General features: G+C 66.9%; 20 protein-coding genes. 13 read left to right on the forward strand and 7 right to left on the reverse strand.

Annotated features, from left to right (window positions below; genetic code table 11):
* The first annotated feature begins 106 nt into the window (after nt 1–106).
* From H7H34_RS04315 to H7H34_RS04345, 7 genes are all read left to right on the forward strand, one after another.
* The gene (locus tag H7H34_RS04315) at nt 107–745 is read left to right on the forward strand and encodes a DsbA family protein (protein ID WP_120268693.1); all 639 of its coding nucleotides are present in this window, start codon (nt 107–109) and stop codon (nt 743–745) included.
* A 113-nt stretch (nt 746–858) separates the two neighbouring features.
* The gene (smc, locus tag H7H34_RS04320) at nt 859–4,329 is read left to right on the forward strand and encodes a chromosome segregation protein SMC (RefSeq protein WP_185924363.1); all 3,471 of its coding nucleotides are present in this window, start codon (nt 859–861) and stop codon (nt 4,327–4,329) included.
* A 217-nt stretch (nt 4,330–4,546) separates the two neighbouring features.
* Nucleotides 4,547–4,909, forward strand: a complete 363-nt coding sequence (locus H7H34_RS04325; RefSeq protein ID WP_120268695.1) for an AtpZ/AtpI family protein — start codon at nt 4,547–4,549, stop codon at nt 4,907–4,909.
* 82 nt (nt 4,910–4,991) lie between these two features.
* Nucleotides 4,992–5,750, forward strand: a complete 759-nt coding sequence (locus tag H7H34_RS04330) for a F0F1 ATP synthase subunit A (protein ID WP_120268696.1) — start codon at nt 4,992–4,994, stop codon at nt 5,748–5,750.
* 78 nt (nt 5,751–5,828) lie between these two features.
* Nucleotides 5,829–6,056 carry a F0F1 ATP synthase subunit C gene (locus H7H34_RS04335; protein ID WP_067220716.1) on the forward strand — a complete coding sequence of 76 codons (228 nt, stop codon included), beginning with the start codon at nt 5,829–5,831 and terminating at the stop codon, nt 6,054–6,056.
* 114 nt (nt 6,057–6,170) lie between these two features.
* Nucleotides 6,171–6,737, forward strand: coding sequence for a F0F1 ATP synthase subunit B (locus tag H7H34_RS04340; protein WP_120268697.1), 567 nt, complete (start codon nt 6,171–6,173; stop codon nt 6,735–6,737).
* A gap of 10 nt (nt 6,738–6,747) precedes the next feature.
* Nucleotides 6,748–7,227 (forward strand): F0F1 ATP synthase subunit B, encoded by a 480-nt coding sequence (locus H7H34_RS04345; protein WP_185924364.1) that lies wholly within the window; start codon nt 6,748–6,750, stop codon nt 7,225–7,227.
* 687 nt (nt 7,228–7,914) lie between these two features.
* On the opposite strand, the gene H7H34_RS04350 is transcribed toward H7H34_RS04345, so the two are convergent.
* The 5 genes from H7H34_RS04350 to moaB form a co-directional block, all read right to left on the reverse strand.
* Complete coding sequence (locus H7H34_RS04350) at nt 7,915–8,577, reverse strand: ribonuclease HII (RefSeq protein WP_185924365.1); 663 nt, start codon at nt 8,575–8,577, stop codon at nt 7,915–7,917.
* 78 nt (nt 8,578–8,655) lie between these two features.
* Nucleotides 8,656–9,825, reverse strand: coding sequence for a PA0069 family radical SAM protein (locus H7H34_RS04355; protein ID WP_371811449.1), 1,170 nt, complete (start codon nt 9,823–9,825; stop codon nt 8,656–8,658).
* 129 nt (nt 9,826–9,954) lie between these two features.
* A complete protein-coding gene (locus H7H34_RS04360; RefSeq protein WP_185924367.1) occupies nt 9,955–10,188 on the reverse strand; it encodes an EF-hand domain-containing protein in 234 nt (77 codons plus the stop codon).
* A 330-nt stretch (nt 10,189–10,518) separates the two neighbouring features.
* Entirely contained in the window at nt 10,519–11,487 is a 969-nt protein-coding gene (locus H7H34_RS04365; protein WP_185924368.1) for an MBL fold metallo-hydrolase, read from the reverse strand.
* A 118-nt stretch (nt 11,488–11,605) separates the two neighbouring features.
* A complete protein-coding gene (gene moaB / locus H7H34_RS04370) occupies nt 11,606–12,163 on the reverse strand; it encodes a molybdenum cofactor biosynthesis protein B (RefSeq protein WP_185924369.1) in 558 nt (185 codons plus the stop codon).
* Between the two features lie 132 nt (nt 12,164–12,295).
* Between moaB and H7H34_RS04375 the strand changes: the two genes are divergently transcribed.
* The 3 genes from H7H34_RS04375 (at nt 12,296) to H7H34_RS04385 (ending at nt 16,011) form a co-directional block, all read left to right on the forward strand.
* On the forward strand, nt 12,296–12,976 hold the full coding sequence (locus H7H34_RS04375) for a ceramidase domain-containing protein (RefSeq protein WP_185924370.1): 681 nt from the start codon (nt 12,296–12,298) through the stop codon (nt 12,974–12,976).
* 61 nt (nt 12,977–13,037) lie between these two features.
* The gene (locus H7H34_RS04380; RefSeq protein WP_185924371.1) at nt 13,038–15,341 is read left to right on the forward strand and encodes an NADP-dependent malic enzyme; all 2,304 of its coding nucleotides are present in this window, start codon (nt 13,038–13,040) and stop codon (nt 15,339–15,341) included.
* Nucleotides 15,342–15,453: 112 nt separating this feature from the next.
* The gene (locus H7H34_RS04385; protein WP_158592671.1) at nt 15,454–16,011 is read left to right on the forward strand and encodes a flavodoxin domain-containing protein; all 558 of its coding nucleotides are present in this window, start codon (nt 15,454–15,456) and stop codon (nt 16,009–16,011) included.
* 48 nt (nt 16,012–16,059) lie between these two features.
* Here the strand turns inward: H7H34_RS04385 and H7H34_RS04390 are convergent, their stop codons facing one another.
* On the reverse strand, nt 16,060–17,739 hold the full coding sequence (locus H7H34_RS04390; RefSeq protein ID WP_185924372.1) for an electron transfer flavoprotein-ubiquinone oxidoreductase: 1,680 nt from the start codon (nt 17,737–17,739) through the stop codon (nt 16,060–16,062).
* A 241-nt stretch (nt 17,740–17,980) separates the two neighbouring features.
* Between H7H34_RS04390 and H7H34_RS04395 the strand changes: the two genes are divergently transcribed.
* From H7H34_RS04395 to H7H34_RS04405, 3 genes are all read left to right on the forward strand, one after another.
* Nucleotides 17,981–18,901 (forward strand): uracil-DNA glycosylase, encoded by a 921-nt coding sequence (locus H7H34_RS04395; RefSeq protein WP_185926435.1) that lies wholly within the window; start codon nt 17,981–17,983, stop codon nt 18,899–18,901.
* A gap of 87 nt (nt 18,902–18,988) precedes the next feature.
* Nucleotides 18,989–19,840, forward strand: coding sequence for a S49 family peptidase (locus tag H7H34_RS04400; RefSeq protein ID WP_185924373.1), 852 nt, complete (start codon nt 18,989–18,991; stop codon nt 19,838–19,840).
* A 16-nt stretch (nt 19,841–19,856) separates the two neighbouring features.
* On the forward strand, nt 19,857–20,042 hold the full coding sequence (locus H7H34_RS04405; RefSeq protein WP_120268711.1) for a hypothetical protein: 186 nt from the start codon (nt 19,857–19,859) through the stop codon (nt 20,040–20,042).
* 69 nt (nt 20,043–20,111) lie between these two features.
* On the opposite strand, the gene H7H34_RS04410 is transcribed toward H7H34_RS04405, so the two are convergent.
* The gene (locus H7H34_RS04410; RefSeq protein WP_185924374.1) at nt 20,112–20,510 is read right to left on the reverse strand and encodes a hypothetical protein; all 399 of its coding nucleotides are present in this window, start codon (nt 20,508–20,510) and stop codon (nt 20,112–20,114) included.
* Nucleotides 20,511–20,635: the final 125 nt, after the last annotated feature.

Genomic DNA, 20,635 nt, shown 5'->3' on the forward strand with positions numbered 1-20,635 from the left:
TCGCGCTCCCAATGCCGCCACAATATCCGTGTCGTTTGAATTCCGCGCAAAAGGCGATAAACAGCGTTTACGCCGAAAGATGCCTTCATTCAGTGGGAAGATACTCGTGAGCCTGAACCGTCGACAGTTGATCCTGCGTTCCTCCGCCGGCCTGCTCCTGGCCGGGACCGTGCTGCCGGCCATGCCGGCCTTTGCCCAGTCGGTCGACGTCGAGGAACTGATGAAGCCGGGCGCGCTTCCCGACAAGGTGCTGGGCAGCGAGGACGCGCCGCTCACCATCGTGGAATACGCCTCGATGACCTGCGGCCACTGCGCCAACTTCCACAAGAACACCTATCCGCATCTCAAGAAGGAGTATGTGGAGACCGGCAAGGCGCGCTTCGTCTTCCGCGAGTTCCCGCTCGACCCCGTCGCCTCGGCCGCCTTCATGCTGGCGCGCTCGGTGCCGGAGGACAAATATTTCGAGGTGGTCGACTTCATGTTCGCCGAGCAGCGCGCGTGGGCCTTCACCCAGGATCCGTATAACTCGCTGCTGAATTTCGCCAAGCAGATCGGCTTCACCCAGGAGAGCTTCGAAAAGGTCCTGACCGATCAGGCTCTGCTTGACGGGATCAATGCGACGCGCGACCGTGCTTCGAGCCAGTTCGGGGTCGACTCGACGCCGACGTTCTTCTTCAACGGCAACAAGGTCAACGGTGCGATCTCGCCTGAGGAACTCGACAAGGAAGCTGCCAAGTATCTCTAGGTCCGGCCCCGCCGGTGCCCGGGCGCCGGCGGCTGCCCGTGCGCGGGCCATGGCGGGCGAGCGGACCCATGCGCGGGGCGTGATCGCCCCGCCGGCCTCCTGACGCTGCGCCCATGAAGTTCAACAAGCTCCGCGTCCTCGGTTTCAAATCCTTCGTCGAGCCGATGGAATTCATCATCGGCGACGGCCTGACGGGTGTCGTCGGGCCGAACGGCTGCGGCAAGTCCAATCTTGTCGAGGCCCTGCGCTGGGTGATGGGCGAGAACTCCTACAAGAACATGCGCGCGTCCGGCATGGACGACGTCATCTTCTCCGGCAGCCTCAACCGGCCGGCCCGCAACACCGCCGAAGTCACGCTCTTCCTCGACAATGCCGACCGCACCGCGCCGGCCGGCTTCAACGACAGCGATGCGCTGGAGGTGACGCGGCGGATCGAGCGCGAGGCGGGCTCCAACTACAAGATCAATTCCCGCGATGTGCGCGCCCGCGACGTCCAGCTGCTGTTCGCCGATGCCTCGACCGGCGCGCGCTCGCCCGCGCTCGTGCGTCAGGGCCAGATCGGCGAGCTGATCGCCGCCAAGCCGACCTCCCGCCGCCAGATCCTGGAAGAGGCCGCCGGCATTTCCGGCCTGCATTCGCGCCGTCACGAGGCGGAGCTGCGCCTGCGCGCGGCCGAGCAGAACCTGGAACGGCTGGAGGACGTGCTGGTCCAGATCGACGGCCAGCTGGACAGCCTGCGCCGCCAGGCCCGGCAGGCGAGCCGCTTCCGCAACCTGTCGGCCGAGATCCGCTCCGCCGAGGCCGGGCTCTATTATCTGCGCTGGATCGACTGCCGGGACAGGCTGGCGGCGGCGCAAGCCGAGTTCGCCGAAGCCGAGGAGGGCGTGCGGCTGGTGTCGCTGGCCCAGGCGGAAGCGGCGAAGAACCAGGCGATCTCCGCCCACAAGGTGCCGGAGATGCGCGAGGCGGCGGCCCGCGCGGGCGCGGCCGTGCAGCGGCTGGTCATCGCCCGCAACGAGCTGGACGGCGAGGAGCGTCGCATTCGCGAGCGCCTGTCGGACCTGACCGGCCGCCTGCAGCAGCTGCATCAGGACATCGCCCGCGAGCAGGCGCTGGTGTCCGAGAACGACGAGCACCTGTCGCTGCTCTCGGAGGAAGAGGAAGAGCTGCGCGGCGAGGACCTGTCGCAGGAGGAGCGCGCCGAGGAAGCGCGCCTTGCGGTGGAGGCGGCAAGCGAGGTCGTGGCCGCGGCCGAGGAACGGCTGTCGGCTCTGACCCAGGAACAGGCGGGCATCGTCGCCCGCCGGCGCCAGCTGGAGGAGGCGCATCGCGCGGCGGTGCAGCGGGCCGAGCGGCTGGTCGCCCAGCATGGCGAGGCGGCGGCGCAGGTCGCCGCGCTGGAAGCCGATATCGAAGGCGCACCGGCGCTGGAAATGGGACGCGAGGCGCTGCTCGACGCGGAAGGCCGGCTCGATCTCGCCGAAGAGCGCGTGCTGGAGGCCGAGGAGCGGACCCGCAGCCACCGCGCCGCCGTCGATGCCGCGCGCCGGCCCTTGAACGATGCGGAAGCCGCGCTGTCGCGCCTGGAGACGGAAGCGCTCACGCTGAAGGAGGTGCTGTCCGCCGGACAGGCCGGCGAATGGCCGGCCGTGGTCGAGGCGATGACGGTGGAGCCGGGCTTCGAGACGGCGCTGGGTGCAGCGCTCGGCGAGGATCTGGACGCCCCCGTCGGCGGCGATGCGCCGATGCGCTGGAGCGCGGATGCGGCGGACGGCGGGACGCTGGCCGGGGACCCCAAGCTTCCCGCCGGCTGCCGGCCTCTCTCCGAGGTGGTGCGGGGACCGGCGGCACTGGCCCGGCGCCTTGCCCAGATCGGCCTTGTCGAGGACGGAGCGGCAGCGGGCCTGATGCGCCAGCTGAAGCCGGGGCAGCGGCTCGTCAGCCGCGAGGGCGCGGTGTGGCGCTGGGACGGGTTCACCGTCTCCGCCGACGCGCCGACCGCGGCCGCGCAGCGGCTTGCCCGCAAGAACCGGCTGGCGGCGCTGGAGCTGGAAATCGACGCGGCGGGCGAGCAGCTGGAGGTCCTGCGCGAGGCTTTCGTTGCGGCCGAACAGGCGCTGGCCGGCGCCGGCGCGGCCGAGGAGACCGCACGCCAGGACGTGCGTGCGGCGCGCTCTGCCGCCGATGCGGCGCGCCAGGAGGTGCTGCGGCTGGAGCGCACCCATGCGGAGGCCGAGGCGCGCCTTGCGGGCTTGCGCGCCACCGTGGAGCGGCTGGCCGGCGACCTTGCCGAAGGGCGCGAGGCGGCGGAAATGACCGCCGCCGCGCTCGAGGAGATTTCCGGCAGCGAGGGATTGCAGGCCGCGATCGATGCCGCGCGGGCGGAAGCCGCGGAAGCGCGCGCCGCTCTGTCGCGCGAGCAGGCGGCGGCCGACGGCTTGGCGCGCGAGAGCGAACTCCGCCGCCGGCGGCTGGAGGCCATTGCCCGCGAGCGGGCCAGCTGGATCCAGCGGGCGGCCGGTGCGCGCCAGCAGATCGAGGTGCTGGGCGAGCGCATCGCCGCCGCCGAGGAAGAGCGCATGGAGCTGATGGAGGCGCCTGAGGATATCGAGCTCAAGCGCCGGTCGCTGCTGAGCGAGATTTCGGCCGCCGAGGAGGCGCGCCGCGTTGCCGACGATGCGCTGGCCACCGCCGAGGAAAAGCAGCGCGAAGCCGACCAGCAGGCGCATCAGGCGCTGTCGATGCTGGGCGAGGCGCGCGAGCGGCGCATCCGCGCCGAGGAGCGGCTGACCGCCGCAACGGGACGCAAGAGCGAGATCGAGGCGCGAATCGACGAGGCGCTGGAGGTCGCCGTCTCCGCCCTGCCCGGACTGGCGGGGCTGAAGGAGGGGGCGCCGCTTCCCGAGCCGGACGGCATCGAGCGCCGGGTGGAGCGGCTGAAGGCCGAGCGCGAGCGCCTTGGCGGCGTCAACCTTCGCGCCGAGGACGAACTGTCCGAGATCGAGGGGCAGCGCGGCTCGCTGGTGGGCGAGCGCGACGACCTGATCGAGGCGATCAAGCGGCTGCGCGGGGCGATCTCCAACATCAACCGCGAGGCGCGCGAGCGCCTGCTCTCCGCCTTCGAGACGGTGAACGGCCATTTCCAGCGCCTGTTCACCCATCTGTTCGGCGGCGGCACCGCCGAATTGCAGCTGGTCGACGCCGAGGACCCGCTGGACGCAGGCCTGGAGATCGTCGCCCGCCCGCCGGGCAAGAAGCCGCAGACCATGACGCTGCTGTCGGGCGGCGAGCAGGCGCTGACGGCGATGGCGCTGATCTTCGCCGTCTTCCTGACCAACCCAGCGCCGATCTGCGTGCTGGACGAGGTGGATGCGCCGCTCGACGATGCCAATGTCGAGCGCTACTGCGATCTCCTGGACGAAATGACCCGCAGCACCGCCACCCGCTTCGTGGTGATCACCCACAACCCGATCACCATGGCCCGGATGAACCGCCTGTTCGGCGTGACGATGGCCGAACGCGGCGTTTCGCAGCTGGTTTCGGTGGATCTGCAGACCGCCGAGCGGTTCCTCGAGGCGGTCTGAGGCGGCATCATCGCGGTGCGATGCAACACGGTCCTGTGAAGATGCGCCGGCGGACAGTTCGACGCAGCCCGGTTTCCACCCTGAAAGTGCATTTATAACAATGGTTTGGCTGTTTTCTGCGTGTTCTTGACAGGGGCAGGGGCGCCGACTATGGTGCGCCCGGCTTCCAGGGGTCGGCGGCGTACGCCGGAGCGTATCGGGAGAGGGGACCAAAGCAATGTCTCCGAACGAGAACGAACCGGACGTGCGGGGTGCACGGCCAACGGAAGCGGAACTGTCCGAGCGAAGAAACCGGCTTGCACGGGCGCTCGAGGAAAAGACGGCGCAGGCCGAAGGCCAGAAAAGCGTGTCGTCCTCGGGTACGGGGCAGGGCTTTGCCCAGGCCATGAAACTGTCGACGGAGTTCGTCGCAGGTGTTCTGGTCGGGGCGGCCATAGGCTGGATGATCGACAAGGGTTTCGGCACGAGTCCGTGGGGCTTGATCGTCTTTCTCTTGTTGGGATTCGTCGCGGGCGTGCTGAACGTCTTGCGCTCTGCCGGCTTGATCGCGGAGCAGCAAGACAGGACGCGCGACGGATAGTTCGAACCTGAATTCAGGCCGGTGAGCGAAAGGGATTCGCACGCCGGCGTGCCATGCGACCGCTAGACGAGGGGCTAACCCGGTGGCGAACGATCCGATCTCTCAGTTCAAGATCACCAAGCTCGTTCCGATTGAGGTCGGTGGCCTCGATCTTTCCTTCACCAATTCCTCGCTGTTCATGGTGGCGACCACGGCTGTCGTGGCGACGTTCCTGATCCTGTCCACGAGCGGACGCGGTCTGGTTCCGGGACGCTGGCAGTCGATCGCGGAAATGTCCTACGAGTTCGTGGCGAACACGCTGAGAAATGCCGCCGGCAACGAGGGAATGCGATTCTTCCCGCTGGTCTTCTCGCTGTTCATGTTCGTGCTGATCGCCAACCTGATCGGCATGGTTCCCTACTTCTTCACCGTCACCAGCCACCTGATCGTCACCTTCGCGCTGTCGATGCTGGTGATCGGTACGGTGATGATCTACGGCTTCGCCAAGCACGGCGCCAAGTTCCTCAAGCTGTTCATGCCGGACGGTGTGCCGCCGGTGCTGTACATCCTGGTGACGCCAATCGAGATCATCTCGTTCCTGTCGCGTCCGGTCAGCCTGTCCGTCCGTCTGTTCGCCAACATGCTGGCGGGCCACATCACGCTGAAGGTCTTCGCAGGCTTCGTCACCTCGCTGATCGCCGCCGAGGGTCTGGGCATCATGGGGCCGGCGCTGTCGATCCTGCCGCTCGCGATGACCGTCGCGATCACCGGGCTTGAATTCCTGGTGTCCTTCCTGCAGGCCTATGTTTTCACGGTTCTGACTTGCATGTACCTCAACGATGCCCTGCATCCGAGCCACTAAGAGTCAGTTTGGTTCGGCCCCGCAATAAGGCGGGGCCGTCGTTACGTCGCTGCAATCTCACCTCAAGGAGCTAGTGTCATGGAAGCTGAAGCAGCAAAGTACATTGGTGCGGGTCTCGCCTGCCTTGGCATGGCCGGTACCGCTCTCGGCCTCGGCAACATTTTCGGCAGCTACCTGTCGGGCGCCCTGCGCAACCCGTCTGCCGCTGATGGCCAGTTCGGCCGCCTCATTTTCGGCTTCGCCGTGACCGAGGCGCTCGGCATTTTCTCGCTTCTCGTCGCCCTTCTCCTGCTCTTCGCCGTCTGATAACGACGTCGGATTGCGTCAGCGACGCAAACTTTCCGGCCGGGCGCATGGCGCGCCCGGCCGGCGCTTCGCGCAAGGCGCGATGCGAGCATGGCTGCGGCATTGGAGATGATAATGGCCACGACCGGCGCCGAGACCCAACACGGCAGCACCAACGCTGTCATCGAGATCCCGGCCGACGAACATTCGGTCGGCACGTTCCCTCCTTTCGACGGGGCGACCTATCCTTCGCAGCTGCTCTGGCTCGCGATCACCTTCGGCCTGCTCTACTGGATCATGAGCAAGGTGGCTCTGCCGCGCCTGAGCGGCATCCTGGAGGATCGCCGCGACCGGATCGCCGGCGACATCGCCGAGGCGAACCGTCTGAACGAAGAGAGCAACGCCGCGATCGCTGCCTATGAGCAGGCGCTGGCGGAAGCTCGCAACAACGCTCACAAGATCGCCCAGGAAACCCGCGAGAAGCTGAAGGCCGACGTCGACCGTCGCCGCTCCGAGACCGAAAAGGGTCTCGCCGAGAAGCTGTCGCAGGCCGAGGCCCGCATCGCCGAGGTCAAGGCCGCCGCGCTGGGCAATGTCAGCGAGATTGCCACGGAGACCACCAGTGCGCTGGTCGAGGCTCTGATCGGCAAGGCGCCGACTGCGACCGAACTCAACAAGGCCGTCGATACGGCGATGAAGTGAGGACAGACTGATGGACGCTACTGCATGGTCTTTCGTCGGCCTCATCATCTTTCTGGCGATTATCGTCTATGTGAAGGTCCCCGGCATGATCGGGACCTCTCTGGACAAGCGCGCCGACACGATCCGCAAGGAACTTGAGGACGCCCGCCGTCTGCGCGAGGAAGCTCAGGCCCTGCTGGCCGACTATCAGCGCCGCCGCCAGGAGGCCGAAAGCGAAGCCGAAGGCATCGTCGCCGAAGCCAAGCGCGAGGCCGACCGCCTGACGCTCGAGGCCAACGCGGCCCTGGAAGACCTGATCGCCCGCCGCACGGCCGCTGCCGAGCGCAAGATCGCCCAGGCCGAATCCCAGGCGATCTCGGAAGTGCGTGCGCGCGCCGCCGATATCGCGGTGGCCGCCGCCGAGACGATCCTCGCCAAGAAGGTTGCCGGCAATGTCGGTGAAGAGCTTCTGGCCAAGAGCATCGAGGAAGTGAAGACGCGCCTCAACTGAGGCAGGCTTCATCTCCATACAGCTACAAGACGGCCCCGCTTGCGGGGCCGTTTTCGTTTGTGCGGCTGATGGGAAGATCGTCGCAGGCGCTGCCCCCCCTCTGTCGGCTGCGCCGACATTTCGCCCACAAGGGGGAGAGAGGAGCGTGACGCTCCGCCTGTGTGGCATGGCCTCCTCGCACCAGGCTCGCCGGTCGTCATTCCGGGCGAGCATCGCGAGCCGGAACCGGAGAGCCACGGCGGTTGCGGTGTCTTGCGGGAGCGCGGCCGAGAGGCCCTCGGCTCTCCGATCTCGGCTCGGCGCTGCGCTTGGCCGGGGTCAAGGCCGAGGAGGAGGTGAGACGTGCCACGTTTTCAAGCCGTCATCCCGGCCGCAGGCGAAGCCGGAGAGCCGGGAGCCATTGGCACCCTCGGCAGGTGTGAGGCGGGAGGCGGTCACCACATCCTCGGCTGTCATACCTGCGAAGGCGGGTATCCAGTATCCGCCGAAGCGGATGGTGGCGCCAAGCCAGCCGTCTCCGGCTGTCTGGCGGCAGCGCTAGGGCCTGAGCCGTTACCTTTCGGGGTTACTGGTTCCCGGTCTTCGGCTTCGCCGAAACCGGGATGACATCCTGCGCTTGGGGTTCATGTCCGGAGGATCGTTTCCGCCGCTCCTGCGCTCTGCCCTCTTCCGGCATCTCCGCCCCGCCTAGTCGTCGCGCAGGCCGAGGGCCACGGCGACCGGGCGGAAGCTGCGACGGTGCAGCGGACAGGCACCGATCTCGGCAAGCGCGGCGGCGTGGCGGGCCGTGCCATAGCCCTTGTGCCCGGCAAAGCCGTAGCCGGGAAAGACGCCGTCCATGCGGGTCATCAGCCGGTCGCGTGTCACCTTGGCGACGATGGAGGCCGCGGCAATGCACAGAAGGCGCCCGTCGCCCTTGATCGCGGCCTGTCCGGGGCAGGGTAGGTCCGGGGGCACGTCGCGCCCGTCGATCAGGCAGGCAAGCGGGGCGAGCGGCAGGGCGTTTGCAGCGCGGGCCATGGCGCGCAGGGTCGCCGCACGGATATTGCGCGCATCGATCTCGCGCGGCGAGGCGAGCGCCACCGCGACGTGGGAGGTCTCGAGGATTTCCTCATAAAGCTGCTCGCGGCGCGCCTCGGTGAGCTTCTTGGAATCGGCAAGCCCGTCCGGCACCGCCTGATGGTCGAGAATGACGGCGGCGACGGCGACGGGACCGGACCACGGACCCCGTCCGGCCTCGTCGATGCCGGCGAGCCGGCCCTCGAACCGGCGCGACAGCTTGCGCTCGGCAGAAGGGTCGAGATCGGCCGGAAGGGCCAGCTCAAGGGCGGTGGAAAGCGAAAGGCGCATGGTGCCCAAGGTTCCGCCAAGCCGGCACGCACGCAACCGCTATCTTTGCGAAATCCACCGGGTGCGGCGGTTATGAGGTCAAAACAGCTGCAACTGGACGCCGCCGGCGGTCGGGGGAATGAACAGGTCCGTGCTCAGGGTCTTGCGGCTGCGGTTGAGGCCGAGCCGCTTGCTGGCCAGCGCGAAGCGGTTGGCGAGCTGCTTGGCATAAGGCCCGTCGCCGCGCATCCGCTTGCCCCACTGGGCATCGTAATCCTTGCCCCCGCGCATGGAGCGGATGAGGTTCATGACATGGCGGAAGCTGTCCGGCCGATGCCGCAGCAGCCAGTCCCGGAACAACGGGCTGACCTCGATGGGCAGCCGAAGCAAAATGTAGCCGGCGCCCGTCGCGCCGTTCTCGCAGGCCGCTTCCAGGATCCGCTCCATCTCCGAATCGGTGAGCGCCGGGATCACCGGCGCGATCATCACCGAGGTCGGGATGCCGACCTGCGACAGGCCGCGGATCGCCTCCATCCGCTTGGCGGGCGTTGCCGCGCGGGGCTCCATGGTACGGGCGAGCTTTCGGTCCAGCGTCGTCACCGACAGGGCCACGCGCACCAGCCCGCGCTCGGCCATCGGGGCCAGAATGTCGAGGTCGCGCAGGACCAGGGCCGACTTGGTGACGATGCCGACCGGATGATTGCACCGGTCGAGCACCGACAGGATCTCGCGCATCAGCTTCCGCTCTCGCTCGATCGGCTGATAGGGATCGGTGTTGGTTCCGATGGCGATGGTGCGCGGGCTGTAGTTCGGGCTCGACAGCTCGCGCTCCAGCAACTCGGCCGCATTGGGTTTCACCGTCAGGCGCGTCTCGAAGTCGAGGCCGGGCGACAGGCCGATATAGGCGTGGCTGGGACGGGCAAAGCAGTAGATGCAGCCATGCTCGCAGCCGCGATAGGGATTGATCGAGCGGTCGAAGGAAATGTCGGGCGATTCGTTGCGCGTGATGATGGTTCGCGCGCGCTCTTCCTGCACATGGGTCTTGAGCGGGGGAAGATCGTCCAGCGTGCCCCAGCCGTCGTCGAAACTGTCACGGCTCTCTTTCTCGTAGCGGCCGGCCATGTTGAGACCGGCGGCCCGGCCGCGTCCGCGATGGGCATTGACGCTGGCCGACAGCGTCTCCTCGGACGCTTCAGGCGGATCGTTTTCGGTGGTGCGCGTGTGTGCCGGAATGGCCATGGGACTGCCCGGATGTTCCTGCTGAACTATGATCGGAACATAACAGGAACAAATGGCCGAGGGAAGCGGGCAAGCAGGGAGAGGGAAGGCGGCGGCAAAATGCAGATCGCCCCGTGTCCGAGGGGGACACGAGGCGATCGGGCAGGTAGCAGTGGCTGATTAGCCGCCGCTGCTCTGGAGCAGGGCCGTGTACTCGGCCTCGGAGAGCGTACCGTTGCCGTCGGTGTCGGCGGCGGTGAAGGCCTCCTCGGTGACGTTCGGCAGCACGGCGGTCACTTCGGTGAAGGTCAGGTCGCCGCTCTGGTCGGCGTCGGCGGTCGCGAAGGACGTGTCCTGAGCGAAAGCGGAGCCGGCAAAGGTGAGAGCCGCAAGGGCGATGATCGTTCTCTTCATGGTGTTGGCCTCCATGTGAGCCTGTATTCGGTACCGCAGGTCTGGGTCTGTGTGTACCGGTGGGGGCGTCGTGCCGTCCACGAGAGAAAAGGTGGCGTCCCATCTGGGCTCGTCCGCGTTGTTCAAGGGGTCTTTTCGGGGAGAAACAATGGCGTAACAAAGATGTGTCCGGATTGTGAAACCTGGTGACTTCAGGAAAACTGCGGGGTTCGGGCGCGTTGCTGGATATTCATAGGTAAAAAAGACAGGGGCTGAACCAAATGAAACAGCCCCGGAGATGCTCCGGGGCTGCAGGTGGTGCGCCGGCGCAATGCCGGAAAACCGAATCTCCTAAAGCGCGAACTGATAGGCCGCCGGGGTCCAGCGATAGCTTTCGCCGGCCGCCTGGATGTAGCCGAGGGCCGGGAAGGGCATGTGATAGCCCGTCACCGGCACCTTGTCGGTCGCCACCATGTCGAAGATGCGCTTGCGGGTCGCCGCCGCCTTCTCCTTGTCCATGTCGAAGCGGACATGCCAGTCCGGCCGCTGGATCGAGGCGACGAAGTGGTTGGCGACATCGCCCCAGATCAGCAGCCGCTTGCCGCCGCTCTCCACGTGGAACGACATGTGGCCCGGCGTGTGGCCGGACGTGTCGATGCCGGTGATGCCCGAGACCACCTCGCCGCCGTCGCCGATGAAGGTCATCTTCTCGGCCAGCGGCGTCACGTTGGAGCGCACAAGCGTGGCGACGCGCTCTGTCGGGCCGGACATGCGCTCCTCGGCCGACCAGAAGTCGTACTCGGCCTGGCCGGCGACATAGCGGGCGTTCGGATAGGTCGGCGCGCCGCCGCTCATCAGGCCGCCGATATGGTCCGGGTGCATGTGGGTCAGCACCACGATATCCACCTGGTCGGGCGTGTAGCCGGCGGCGGACAGCTGGCTCGCCAGCGTGCCGGCATCGCCGCCAAGGCCCGTGTCGAAGAGGACGAGCTGGGACCCGGTGTTGACGAGCACCGGCGTGAAGCCGTTGACCATCTTCTCGGACGGCAGGTTGTTGGCCTCCAGAAGCTCGGAGACCGCTCCGGCCTCCTGGTTCTCGCCGAAGATCGGGTGCGGCCCGTCCATCGCGCGCGCGGCGTCGAGAATGGTGGTGATCTCGAAGTCGCCGAACTTGATGCGGTTGAAGCTCGGGGTGGCGGTGCCGAGCATCGGCGCTTCCGCCCGCACCCGCGCCGCGCCGGAAACGATGGCCGGCGCGGCGAGAGCGCCGACGGCGGCGCCGGTCAGAAGCGTCCTGCGGTTGAGACTGAGTTCGATCATGTCCTGAAACCCTCCCGTTGGGATCAACAAAGCTCCGCTGCGGCACTTAGGCCCCGCCGGCATGGCGGAAAGCGGCAATCACGCATCCGTGAAGGTGAGGGGGAGGATTTCGGACGCGTCACGCCTCGCGCAGCTTGCCGCGCTTCAGGTGCTCGTCGAGCCGGGGCATGATCTCCACGAAGTTGCAGGGCATGTGCCGGTAGTCGAGCTGCCACTTGAGAATGCCGTCCCAGGCATCCTTGCAGGCGCCGGGGGAGCCGGGGAGGACGAAGACATAGGTCGCGGCGATGACGCCGCCGGTCGCGCGCGACTGGATCGTCGAGGTGCCGATCTTGTCGTAGGAGATCCGGTGGAAGACCTCGGAAAAGCCGTCCATCTTCTTCTCGAACAGCGGCTCGATGGCCTCCGGCGTGACATCGCGTCCGGTGAAGCCGGTGCCACCGGTGGTGATCACCACATCGACATCCGGCGAGGTGGTCCAGGCCTTTACCACCGCCCGGATCTTTTCCACGTCGTCGGTGACGATGGCGCGGTCGGCAAGGCGGTGGCCGGCCTCCTGCAGCCGGGCGACCAGCGTGCCACCGGAGCGGTCCTCCTCCAGCGAGCGGGTGTCCGACACGGTGAGGACGGCAATGTTGAGCGGAACGAAGGGGCGGCTGTCATCAATGCGATGCATCGGCGTGCTGATCCTCTTGGGGCCTGACGGTTGGGGCCTGACGGCGGGTAGCATTTGCCCGAGAGGATAGGGCGGGTCACACTCGGGCGCCAGCCATGGACGACAGGCGGGCGAGGGGGCAGGGAGCGGACGATGGACTGGACGACACCGATCGATGCCTATTGCGAACGGCTGGGACCGGAGTTCTGGTCCGAGCCGGTCAACGCCATCACGAACGGCGCCTTCCTGCTCGCGGCCGTCGCCGCCTGGATGCTGTGGTGCCGGCAGGCGGCGGGCGATGGCGGCACCTTGTTCCTGATCGTGGTGGTGGCCTGCGTCGGCATCGGCTCGTTCCTGTTCCACACCGTCGCCACCCGCTGGGCGGCACTGGCCGACGTGCTGCCGATCGCGGTGTTCATCTACGCCTATTTCTTCCTGGCGATGCGGCGGATCCTGCGGCTCGGGCTTGCCTGGTCGATCGGCCTGACGCTCGGCTTTCTTGCAGCCAGCTACGGCGTGGCGCCGCTCCTGTCGGGAGTGCTGGGATCCTCTGCCGGCTATGCGCCGGCCGCGCTCGCCATTTTCGCCGTGGCCGCGGTTGCGGCGCGGCGCTGCCCGCCCGCCAGCGCACCGCTGGCGCTGACCGGGGCGATCTTCGTTATTTCGCTTGCTTTCAGAACGAGTGATATCCCATTTTGCCCGTCTTTCCCTTTGGGGACGCATTTCGTATGGCATTGCCTGAACGCGCTGGTCCTGTACCTGCTGATTCGCATTCTCGTCCTGGTCGCGCCGGTTTACCGCGCTGTCGACAGGACGGACACGAACAGCCGGTGACCGCGCCGTCCCGGATGTGCCGACAGCCCTGCCGCCAGCCAGCATCGAGTAGTGGATCGCGATGACCGAGAAAAAAACAGACAATACGCCCGTCAACGATCTGGATGAGGCCGCGCTCTATTACCACCGGCATCCGCGCCCGGGTAAGCTGGAGATCCAGGCGACCAAGCCGCTCGGCAACCAGCGCGATCTGGCGCTCGCCTATTCGCCCGGCGTCGCAGCTCCCTGTCTCGAGATCGCCCGCGATCCCTCGCTTGCTGCCGAATACACCGCGCGCGCGAACCTTGTCGGCGTCGTTTCCAACGGCACGGCTGTGCTCGGGCTCGGCAATATCGGCCCGCTCGCATCCAAGCCTGTGATGGAAGGCAAGGCGGTCCTCTTCAAGAAGTTTGCCGGCATCGATGTCTTCGACATCGAGGTGGACGAGCTCGACGTCGACAAGTTCGTCGATGCGGTCGCCGTGCTCGAGCCGACCTTCGGCGGCATCAACCTGGAGGACATCAAGGCCCCCGAATGCTTCATGATCGAGCGCGCGCTGCGCGAGCGGATGAACATTCCCGTCTTCCATGACGACCAGCACGGCACGGCGATCATCGTCGCCGCCGCGGTGAAGAACGCGCTGGAACTGGCCGGCAAGGACATCGCGTCGGTGAAGATCGTCGCCTCCGGCGCGGGCGCGGCCGCGCTCGCCTGCCTCAACCTCCTGGTCGCCCTCGGCGCCTCGCGGGAGAACATCTTCGTCAGCGACATCGAAGGCGTCGTCTACAAGGGCCGCGAGACCCTGATGGACGAGTGGAAGTCGATCTTCGCCCAGGAGACCGATGCACGCACGCTGGCCGAGGTCATTCCCGGCGCGGACGTCTTCCTCGGCCTTTCGGCCGCCGGCGTGCTGAAGCCGGAGATGGTCGCGGCGATGGCGGAGAAGCCGCTGATCATGGCGCTGGCCAACCCCAAGCCGGAGATCATGCCGGAAGCGGCACTCGCCGTGCGCGACGACGTGATGATGTGCACCGGGCGGTCGGATTATCCGAACCAGGTGAACAACGTTCTGTGCTTCCCCTACATCTTCCGTGGCGCGCTGGACGTGGGTGCGACCACGATCAACGAGGAGATGAAGCTCGCCGCCGTGACCGCCATCGCGGAGCTGGCGCGCGAGGAGCCCTCGGAAGTGGCGGCGCGCGCCTATGGCGGCGTGACCGAGACCTTCGGCCCGAAATACCTGATCCCCTCGCCGTTCGACCAGCGCCTGATCCTGCGCATCGCCCCGGCCGTTGCCCGCGCGGCGATGGAGACCGGCGTCGCGATGCGGCCGATCGACGACTTCGACGCCTATCACGACCGGCTGAACCGCTTCGTCTTCCGCTCCGGCATGATCATGAAGCCGATCATTGCCGCCGCCCGCTCCAGCGAGACGCGGATCATCTATTCCAACGGCGAGGACGAGCGCGTGCTGCGCGCGGCGCAGGTGCTGCTGGAAGACCGGCTGGCACGCCCGATCCTGATCGGCCGTCCCTCGGTGATCGAGAGCCGCTGCGAGCGCTTCGGCCTCAAGATCCGTCCGGGTCGCGATATCGAATGTATCAACCCGGAAGACGATCCCCGCTACCGCGACTATGTCGACACGCTGTTCTCGCTGGTCGGCCGGCGCGGCGTGACGCCGGAGGCGGCCCGCACCATGGTGCGCTCGAACACCACTGTGATCGGCGCGCTGGCCCTGCACCGGGGCGAGGCGGACGCGCTGATCTGCGGTCTGGAAGGGCGCTATTCCAAGCACCTTGCCGACGTGCGCGGCATCATCGGCAATGCGCCGGGTGTGCAGGACTTCTCGGCGCTGTCGCTCCTGATCAACTCGAACGGCGCGACCTTCTTCACCGATACCTATGTCACCGTCGATCCTTCGGCGCGTGAGATCGCCGAGACGACGATGCTGGCGGCCGAGGAAATCCGCCGCTTCGGCATCACGCCGCGCGCCGCGCTGCTTTCCGCGTCGAACTTCGGTTCCCGCGACATGGCCTCGGCCGACAAGATGCGGGCGGCGCTGGATATCCTCAAGGACATGGCGCCGGACCTGGAAGTCGACGGCGAGATGCATGGCGACAGCGCGCTGTCGCTGGCCATGCGCGGCCGGGTGATGCCGGATTCGCGCCTGACCGGAGAAGCGAACCTTCTGGTCTTCCCCTCGCTCGACGCCGCCAACATCGCGCTCAACCTGGTGAAGGTGATGACCGACAGCCTGCATGTCGGCCCGATCCTGCTGGGCACCGCAAAGCCGGTGCATATCCTGACGCCCTCGGTCACCTCGCGCGGCGTCGTCAACATGTCGGCCTTCGCCGCCGTGGAGGCGCAGACGCGAAATCGCACCTGAAGGTGCGATTTCCTTTGCCGGCTACATCTTGATCGTGTTGACTTCCGTCATGAAAGCTTCGTCCGGCTAATGCAACCTGCAAGGCCGGACGCGGCACTGCAGGATGGACGGAATGGCACACTTCCTCGTGGTCTACGCCACGACCGAGGGACAGACACGCAAGATATCGGAGAAGGTGGCCGCGCGCCTGAGGGGGGCGGGGCACAGCGTCACGCTGGTCGATGCCAGAGCCGCGGCCTCGCTTGAGCTCGGCTCCTTCGATGCGGCCGTGCTTGCCGCCTCGCTGCATGTCGGCCGTCACCAGCCGGAAATGCTCGATTTCATCCGGCGCCAGACTGTGCGGCTGGAGCGGGTGCCGACCGCGTTCATCTCCGTCAGCCTGTCCGCATCGTCCGCCAAGGCGGAAGACATCGCCAATGCCCGCGAGGCGGCCGAGGCGATGTTCGACGAACTCGACTGGGAACCGACGCATCTGCATCTTGCGGCGGGCGCCGTGCACGACCGGCAGATGGGCGTGCTGAAGCGCTGGGTGATCCACCGCATTCTCAGGCAAAAGGGCGTAGAGATGTCCGCGTCCGGCGACATGGAATTCACCGACTGGCCGGCGCTGGAGCGCTTCGTCGACACGTTCATGCGCGAGACGCTGGAGGCGGGCAGGGAATTCGCCTGATGGCGTTCCCCTGCCTGCTGTTGTCTGCGCCGCAGATGCGGCCTGCCGTTACATGTTCGGGTAGTTCGGGCCGCCCGCACCTTCCGGCACCGTCCAGGTGATGTTCTGGTTCGGGTCCTTGATGTCGCACGTCTTGCAGTGGACGCAGTTCTGCGCGTTGATCTGGAAGCGCGGGGCGTCCTCGCCTTCCTCGATCCACTCGTAGACGCCGGCCGGGCAGTAGCGGTTCGACGGGCCGGCATAGACATCGTGCTCCGACGTCTTCTGCAGGGTCTCGTCCTTCACCTTCAGGTGGATCGGCTGGTCTTCCTCATGGTTGGTGTTCGACAGGAACACCGAGGAGAGCTTGTCGAAGGACACCTTTCCGTCCGGCTTGGGATAGGCGATCGGGCTGTGCTTGGCGGCCGGCTCCAGGCTCTCCGAATCCCGCTTGCCGTGCGAGACGGTGCCGAAGAAGGAGAAGCCGAAGAGCTCGTTCGTCCACATGTCGAGGCCGCCGAGCATGGTGCCGAACAGCGTGCCGTAGCGCGACAGCAGCGGCTTGACGTTGCGGACCTTCTTCAGGTCCTTGCCGATCTCGCTTTCCCGCCAGGCCGTGTCGTAGCCGGCAAGCTCGGCATTCGCCTCGCCGCGGCCGAGCGCCGCCATGACTTCCTCTGCCGCCAGCATGCCCGAGAGCATGGCGTTGTGAGAGCCCTTGATGCGCGGCACGTTGACGAAGCCGGCGGAGCAGCCGATCAGCAGGCCGCCGGGGAAGGAGAGCTTGGGCACCGACTGGAAGCCGCCCTCGGTGATGGCGCGTGCGCCATAGGCGATGCGCTTGCCGCCCTCGAACGTCTCGCGGATCGCCGGATGGGTCTTGAACCGCTGGAACTCCTCGAACGGGGCGAGGTAGGGGTTCTTGTAGTTGAGGTGGACGACGAAACCGACCGCGACCTGGTTGTCCTCAAGATGATAGAGGAACGAGCCTCCGCCGGTCCGGTTGTCGAGCGGCCAGCCGAAGCTGTGCTGCACCAGGCCCGGACGATGCTTCGACGGGTCGACCTGCCACAGCTCCTTGATGCCGATGCCGAACTTCGGCACGTCGGAATTCGCATCGAGATCGAAATGCGCGATCAGCTCCTTGGCGAGCGATCCGCGCACGCCCTCGGCGATGAGGACATACTTGCCGCGCAGCTCCATGCCGCGGGTGAAGTTGGCATTGGGCTTGCCGTCCCGGCCGATGCCCATGTCGCCGGTGGCAACGCCGACCACGGCGCCGGTGTCGTCGTAAAGCACTTCGGCCGCGGCAAAGCCGGGATAGATCTCGACGCCGAGCGCCTCGGCCTTCTCGGCCAGCCAGCGGCAGACATTGCCGAGCGAGACGATGTAGTTCCCGTGATTGTTCATCAGGGACGGCATCATGATGTTCGGCAGCCGCATGGAGCCTGCGGGGCCCAGCACCAGGAAGTGGTCAGCGGTCACCGGCGTCTTGAACGGCGTGTCCGCCTCCTCGCGCCAGCCCGGCAGCAGCTTGTCGACGCCGATGGGATCCACCACCGCGCCCGAAAGGATATGGGCGCCGACTTCGGAGCCCTTTTCCAGCACGACGACGGAAAGGTCTTCGCCCTTCTCCTCGGCGATCTGCTTGAGCCTGATGGCTGCCGACAGTCCGGCCGGTCCCGCGCCGACGATGACGACGTCGAACTCCATGCTCTCGCGTTCGCCAAGCGTCTCCGTGTCGCTCATGCCTCTCTCCCTCTCGTGCCGCGTGCCTCGGTCTAAGGGTTTCTGTTTAGTGCAGCGCGAAAGAGGCCGCAATGTCGATAAACCGATGGCAGTTATATGACGTTTACGTAAGAGTAATATCCGAAACGCTTTGCGGGACGTCAAGGTCGGGGCAATTGCGCTTGTCCCGGCGATGCGGCACAACAGCGGCATGGAACCTGCTGACCCGACCGACCAGAGGCAAGACGACCGTCCGTCCGTGATGGATGGCGAGGGCGAGCGCAAGGTGTCCTCGGCGCTCGAGGCGCTGCTCGACTTCTATATCTCCGCGGGAGCCGACGGCTGGCTGGAGCTGGACCCGGCGGACGCCTTCGCCCTATCCGAGGCGCCGCGCCCGTCGATGCAGGCAGCTTCTGGGCGTGCGGCACCGGCCGCAATGCCGCCTGCCGCGCCCGCGGCGCCCGCGCGGCAGATGCCGCCCAAGTCTGCGCCGCCGATGCAGCCGGCGCCCGCTCATGCACCGGGCGCGCCGGTGGGCGGTGCGGCGGTCGTTCCGGGCGATGAAGTGGTGGTTGCCGCCCGCGAGGCGGCGCGTTCGGCAGCGACGCTGGACGAGCTGCGCGACACGCTGGCCCGTTTCGATGGCTGCAACCTGAAGCTCACCGCCAAGTCGCTGGTCTTCGCCGACGGGCCGGCGGATGCGAAGGTGATGTTCGTCGGCGAGGCGCCGGGCCGGGAGGAAGATGCGCGCGGGCTGCCCTTCGTGGGGCGCTCGGGCCAGCTTCTCGACCGGATGCTGGAGGCCATCGGCCTGGCGCGCGGCGAGGTCTACATCACCAATGTCGTGCCCTGGCGCCCGCCGGGCAACCGCACGCCGAGCCCGCAGGAAACCGAGATCTGCAAGCCCTTCATCCTGCGCCAGATCGAACTGGTGCAGCCGAAGGTGCTGGTGTTTTTGGGCGGAGCTTCGGCCAAGGCGCTGACCGGCGTGCAGGACGGCATCCTGCGGCTGCGCGGACGCTGGCTGGAACTGCCGCTGGGGCCGGCCGCGCAAGGGGTGACGATCCGGGCGATGGCAACGCTCCATCCGGCCTACCTGCTGCGCAGTCCGGTGCAAAAGCGCTATGCCTGGCGCGATTTCCTGGCCATCAAGGCCGCGCTGGACGAGGCCTCCGGTACCTGACGGCGGCTCTTTTATCGCCGCGCCGCAGACCTATATCCCGAAGATACCGGTATTTCCGCCGGACCACTTCGAGCCCGAGGACACCCCTTGTTCGACAGCCTTCGCAAGCGCCTTCCCGGAAAATGGGGCAATGTCCCCACCACCATCCCGGTGGTGCGCCTTCAAGGGGCGATCGGCATGGCCTCGCCCCTGCGCCCCGGCCTGTCGCTGGCGACCGTCGCGCCGCTCCTCGACAAGGCCTTCTCCTTCGATGCGCCGGCGGTGGCGCTGATCGTCAACTCGCCCGGTGGCTCGCCCGTCCAGTCGCGGCTGATCCACGACCGCATCCGCCAGCTCGCCGGCGAGAAGAAGAAGGACGTTCTCGTCTTCGTCGAGGATGTGGCGGCCTCGGGCGGCTACATGCTGGCGATTGCCGGCGACGAGATCGTCGCCGACGAGAACTCCATCGTCGGCTCCATCGGCGTGGTGTCGTCCGGCTTCGGCTTTTCCGAGGCGATCTCGAAGCTCGGCATCGAGCGACGGGTGCACACGGCCGGTGAGAACAAGGCGATCCTCGATCCGTTCCGCCCGGAGCGCGAGGAGGACATCGTGCATCTGAAGGCGCTGCAGCAGGAAGTGCACGAGAGCTTCATCGCCCTGGTGCGCCGTCGCCGCGGCGACGTGCTTACCGATGCGCCGGACCTGTTCACCGGCCTGTTCTGGACCGGTGCGACCTCGCGCGATCTTGGACTGATCGACCGGATCGGCGATATTCGTTCGACCCTGCGCGAGCGGTTCGGCGACAAGGTGAGAGTGCGGCTGGTCGGCGGACCGCGCTCGCTGTTCTCGCGTCGTCAGGGCGTGGGGGTGGAGATTGGTGCCGGCCTGACGCAAGGCTGGGCGGACGAGGCGATCGGAGCGCTGGAGCAGCGTGCGCTCTGGGCCCGCTACGGACTGTGAGGATCGGGAGGACGGCATGGTCAACGTGATCGCGGCGGCAGGCCTCGCCATTGGCGGATATCTGCTGATACGAGCGGTGAGGCGGGAAATGTCGCGCGTCGAGCGCCGGGTGTCCGAAGCGGCCAAACGGGCGACCGGCGAACTGCCGGTCAAGACGCTGGAGCAGGATCCGGAGACGGGCCGCTATCGCCCGAAGGACTGAACCGGATTTCATTGTCCGCGTGCGTCGGGCGCCGCGAGACCCTCGCGACGCCCCGATGCACTGCGAACTCTAGCGATGGGTAGAGATCGCCCCCTTCACCACACGCGGGCAGGTCGGCTGCACGATGATCGTGCCGTTGGGGTAGACGTAGCGCACGGTGTCACAGCTTGCCGCGGTGCTCGGCAGCGGCTTGCGCGGCAGGCCGCCAGGATAGTTCGACGCATGCGTCGGAGCGGCTGCCTGCTGGGCCTTCATGCACTTGGGGGTCGCGCACAGGATGACGCCGTCGGCAGCGCCCTTGTAGCTCCAGACCCGGCCGGACGAGGAGCCGCCCTGCGACTGACCGGCGCCGGCGCCCGCAGCCGGGCCGCCATTTCCGGCGGTGCTGTTGGCAAAGGCCGTACCGGCGGTGCCCGCCATTGTCAGGGCGAGTACGGTTGCCAGAGTCATTTTTCGAAACGCGGTCATGTCACTTCCTCCGGATGTCGGACGGGGAACCATTCCCGGTGTCCGTATCTCGATGGCGCGGGATGTGTGTCCTCCCCGGTCGTCATCGCACTATGAACATGACGTAAGGTGAGATGTGCCGCTGT

Source organism: Stappia sp. 28M-7, assembly GCF_014252955.1.
Classification (GTDB): Bacteria; Pseudomonadota; Alphaproteobacteria; order Rhizobiales; family Stappiaceae; genus Stappia.

Coding starts and splice junctions, on each gene's coding strand:
- H7H34_RS04365 (WP_185924368.1), bottom strand. CDS start 11,487: ATGATCGAACTCAGTCTCAACCGCAGGACGCTTCTGACCGGCGCCGCC.
- H7H34_RS04360 (WP_185924367.1), bottom strand. CDS start 10,188: ATGAAGAGAACGATCATCGCCCTTGCGGCTCTCACCTTTGCCGGCTCC.
- moaB (WP_185924369.1), bottom strand. CDS start 12,163: ATGCATCGCATTGATGACAGCCGCCCCTTCGTTCCGCTCAACATTGCC.
- H7H34_RS04405 (WP_120268711.1), top strand. CDS start 19,857: ATGGTCAACGTGATCGCGGCGGCAGGCCTCGCCATTGGCGGATATCTG.
- H7H34_RS04390 (WP_185924372.1), bottom strand. CDS start 17,739: ATGAGCGACACGGAGACGCTTGGCGAACGCGAGAGCATGGAGTTCGAC.
- H7H34_RS04380 (WP_185924371.1), top strand. CDS start 13,038: ATGACCGAGAAAAAAACAGACAATACGCCCGTCAACGATCTGGATGAG.
- H7H34_RS04375 (WP_185924370.1), top strand. CDS start 12,296: ATGGACTGGACGACACCGATCGATGCCTATTGCGAACGGCTGGGACCG.
- H7H34_RS04340 (WP_120268697.1), top strand. CDS start 6,171: ATGGCCACGACCGGCGCCGAGACCCAACACGGCAGCACCAACGCTGTC.
- H7H34_RS04325 (WP_120268695.1), top strand. CDS start 4,547: ATGTCTCCGAACGAGAACGAACCGGACGTGCGGGGTGCACGGCCAACG.
- H7H34_RS04350 (WP_185924365.1), bottom strand. CDS start 8,577: ATGCGCCTTTCGCTTTCCACCGCCCTTGAGCTGGCCCTTCCGGCCGAT.
- smc (WP_185924363.1), top strand. CDS start 859: ATGAAGTTCAACAAGCTCCGCGTCCTCGGTTTCAAATCCTTCGTCGAG.
- H7H34_RS04395 (WP_185926435.1), top strand. CDS start 17,981: ATGGATGGCGAGGGCGAGCGCAAGGTGTCCTCGGCGCTCGAGGCGCTG.
- H7H34_RS04335 (WP_067220716.1), top strand. CDS start 5,829: ATGGAAGCTGAAGCAGCAAAGTACATTGGTGCGGGTCTCGCCTGCCTT.
- H7H34_RS04385 (WP_158592671.1), top strand. CDS start 15,454: ATGGCACACTTCCTCGTGGTCTACGCCACGACCGAGGGACAGACACGC.
- H7H34_RS04410 (WP_185924374.1), bottom strand. CDS start 20,510: ATGACCGCGTTTCGAAAAATGACTCTGGCAACCGTACTCGCCCTGACA.
- H7H34_RS04345 (WP_185924364.1), top strand. CDS start 6,748: ATGGACGCTACTGCATGGTCTTTCGTCGGCCTCATCATCTTTCTGGCG.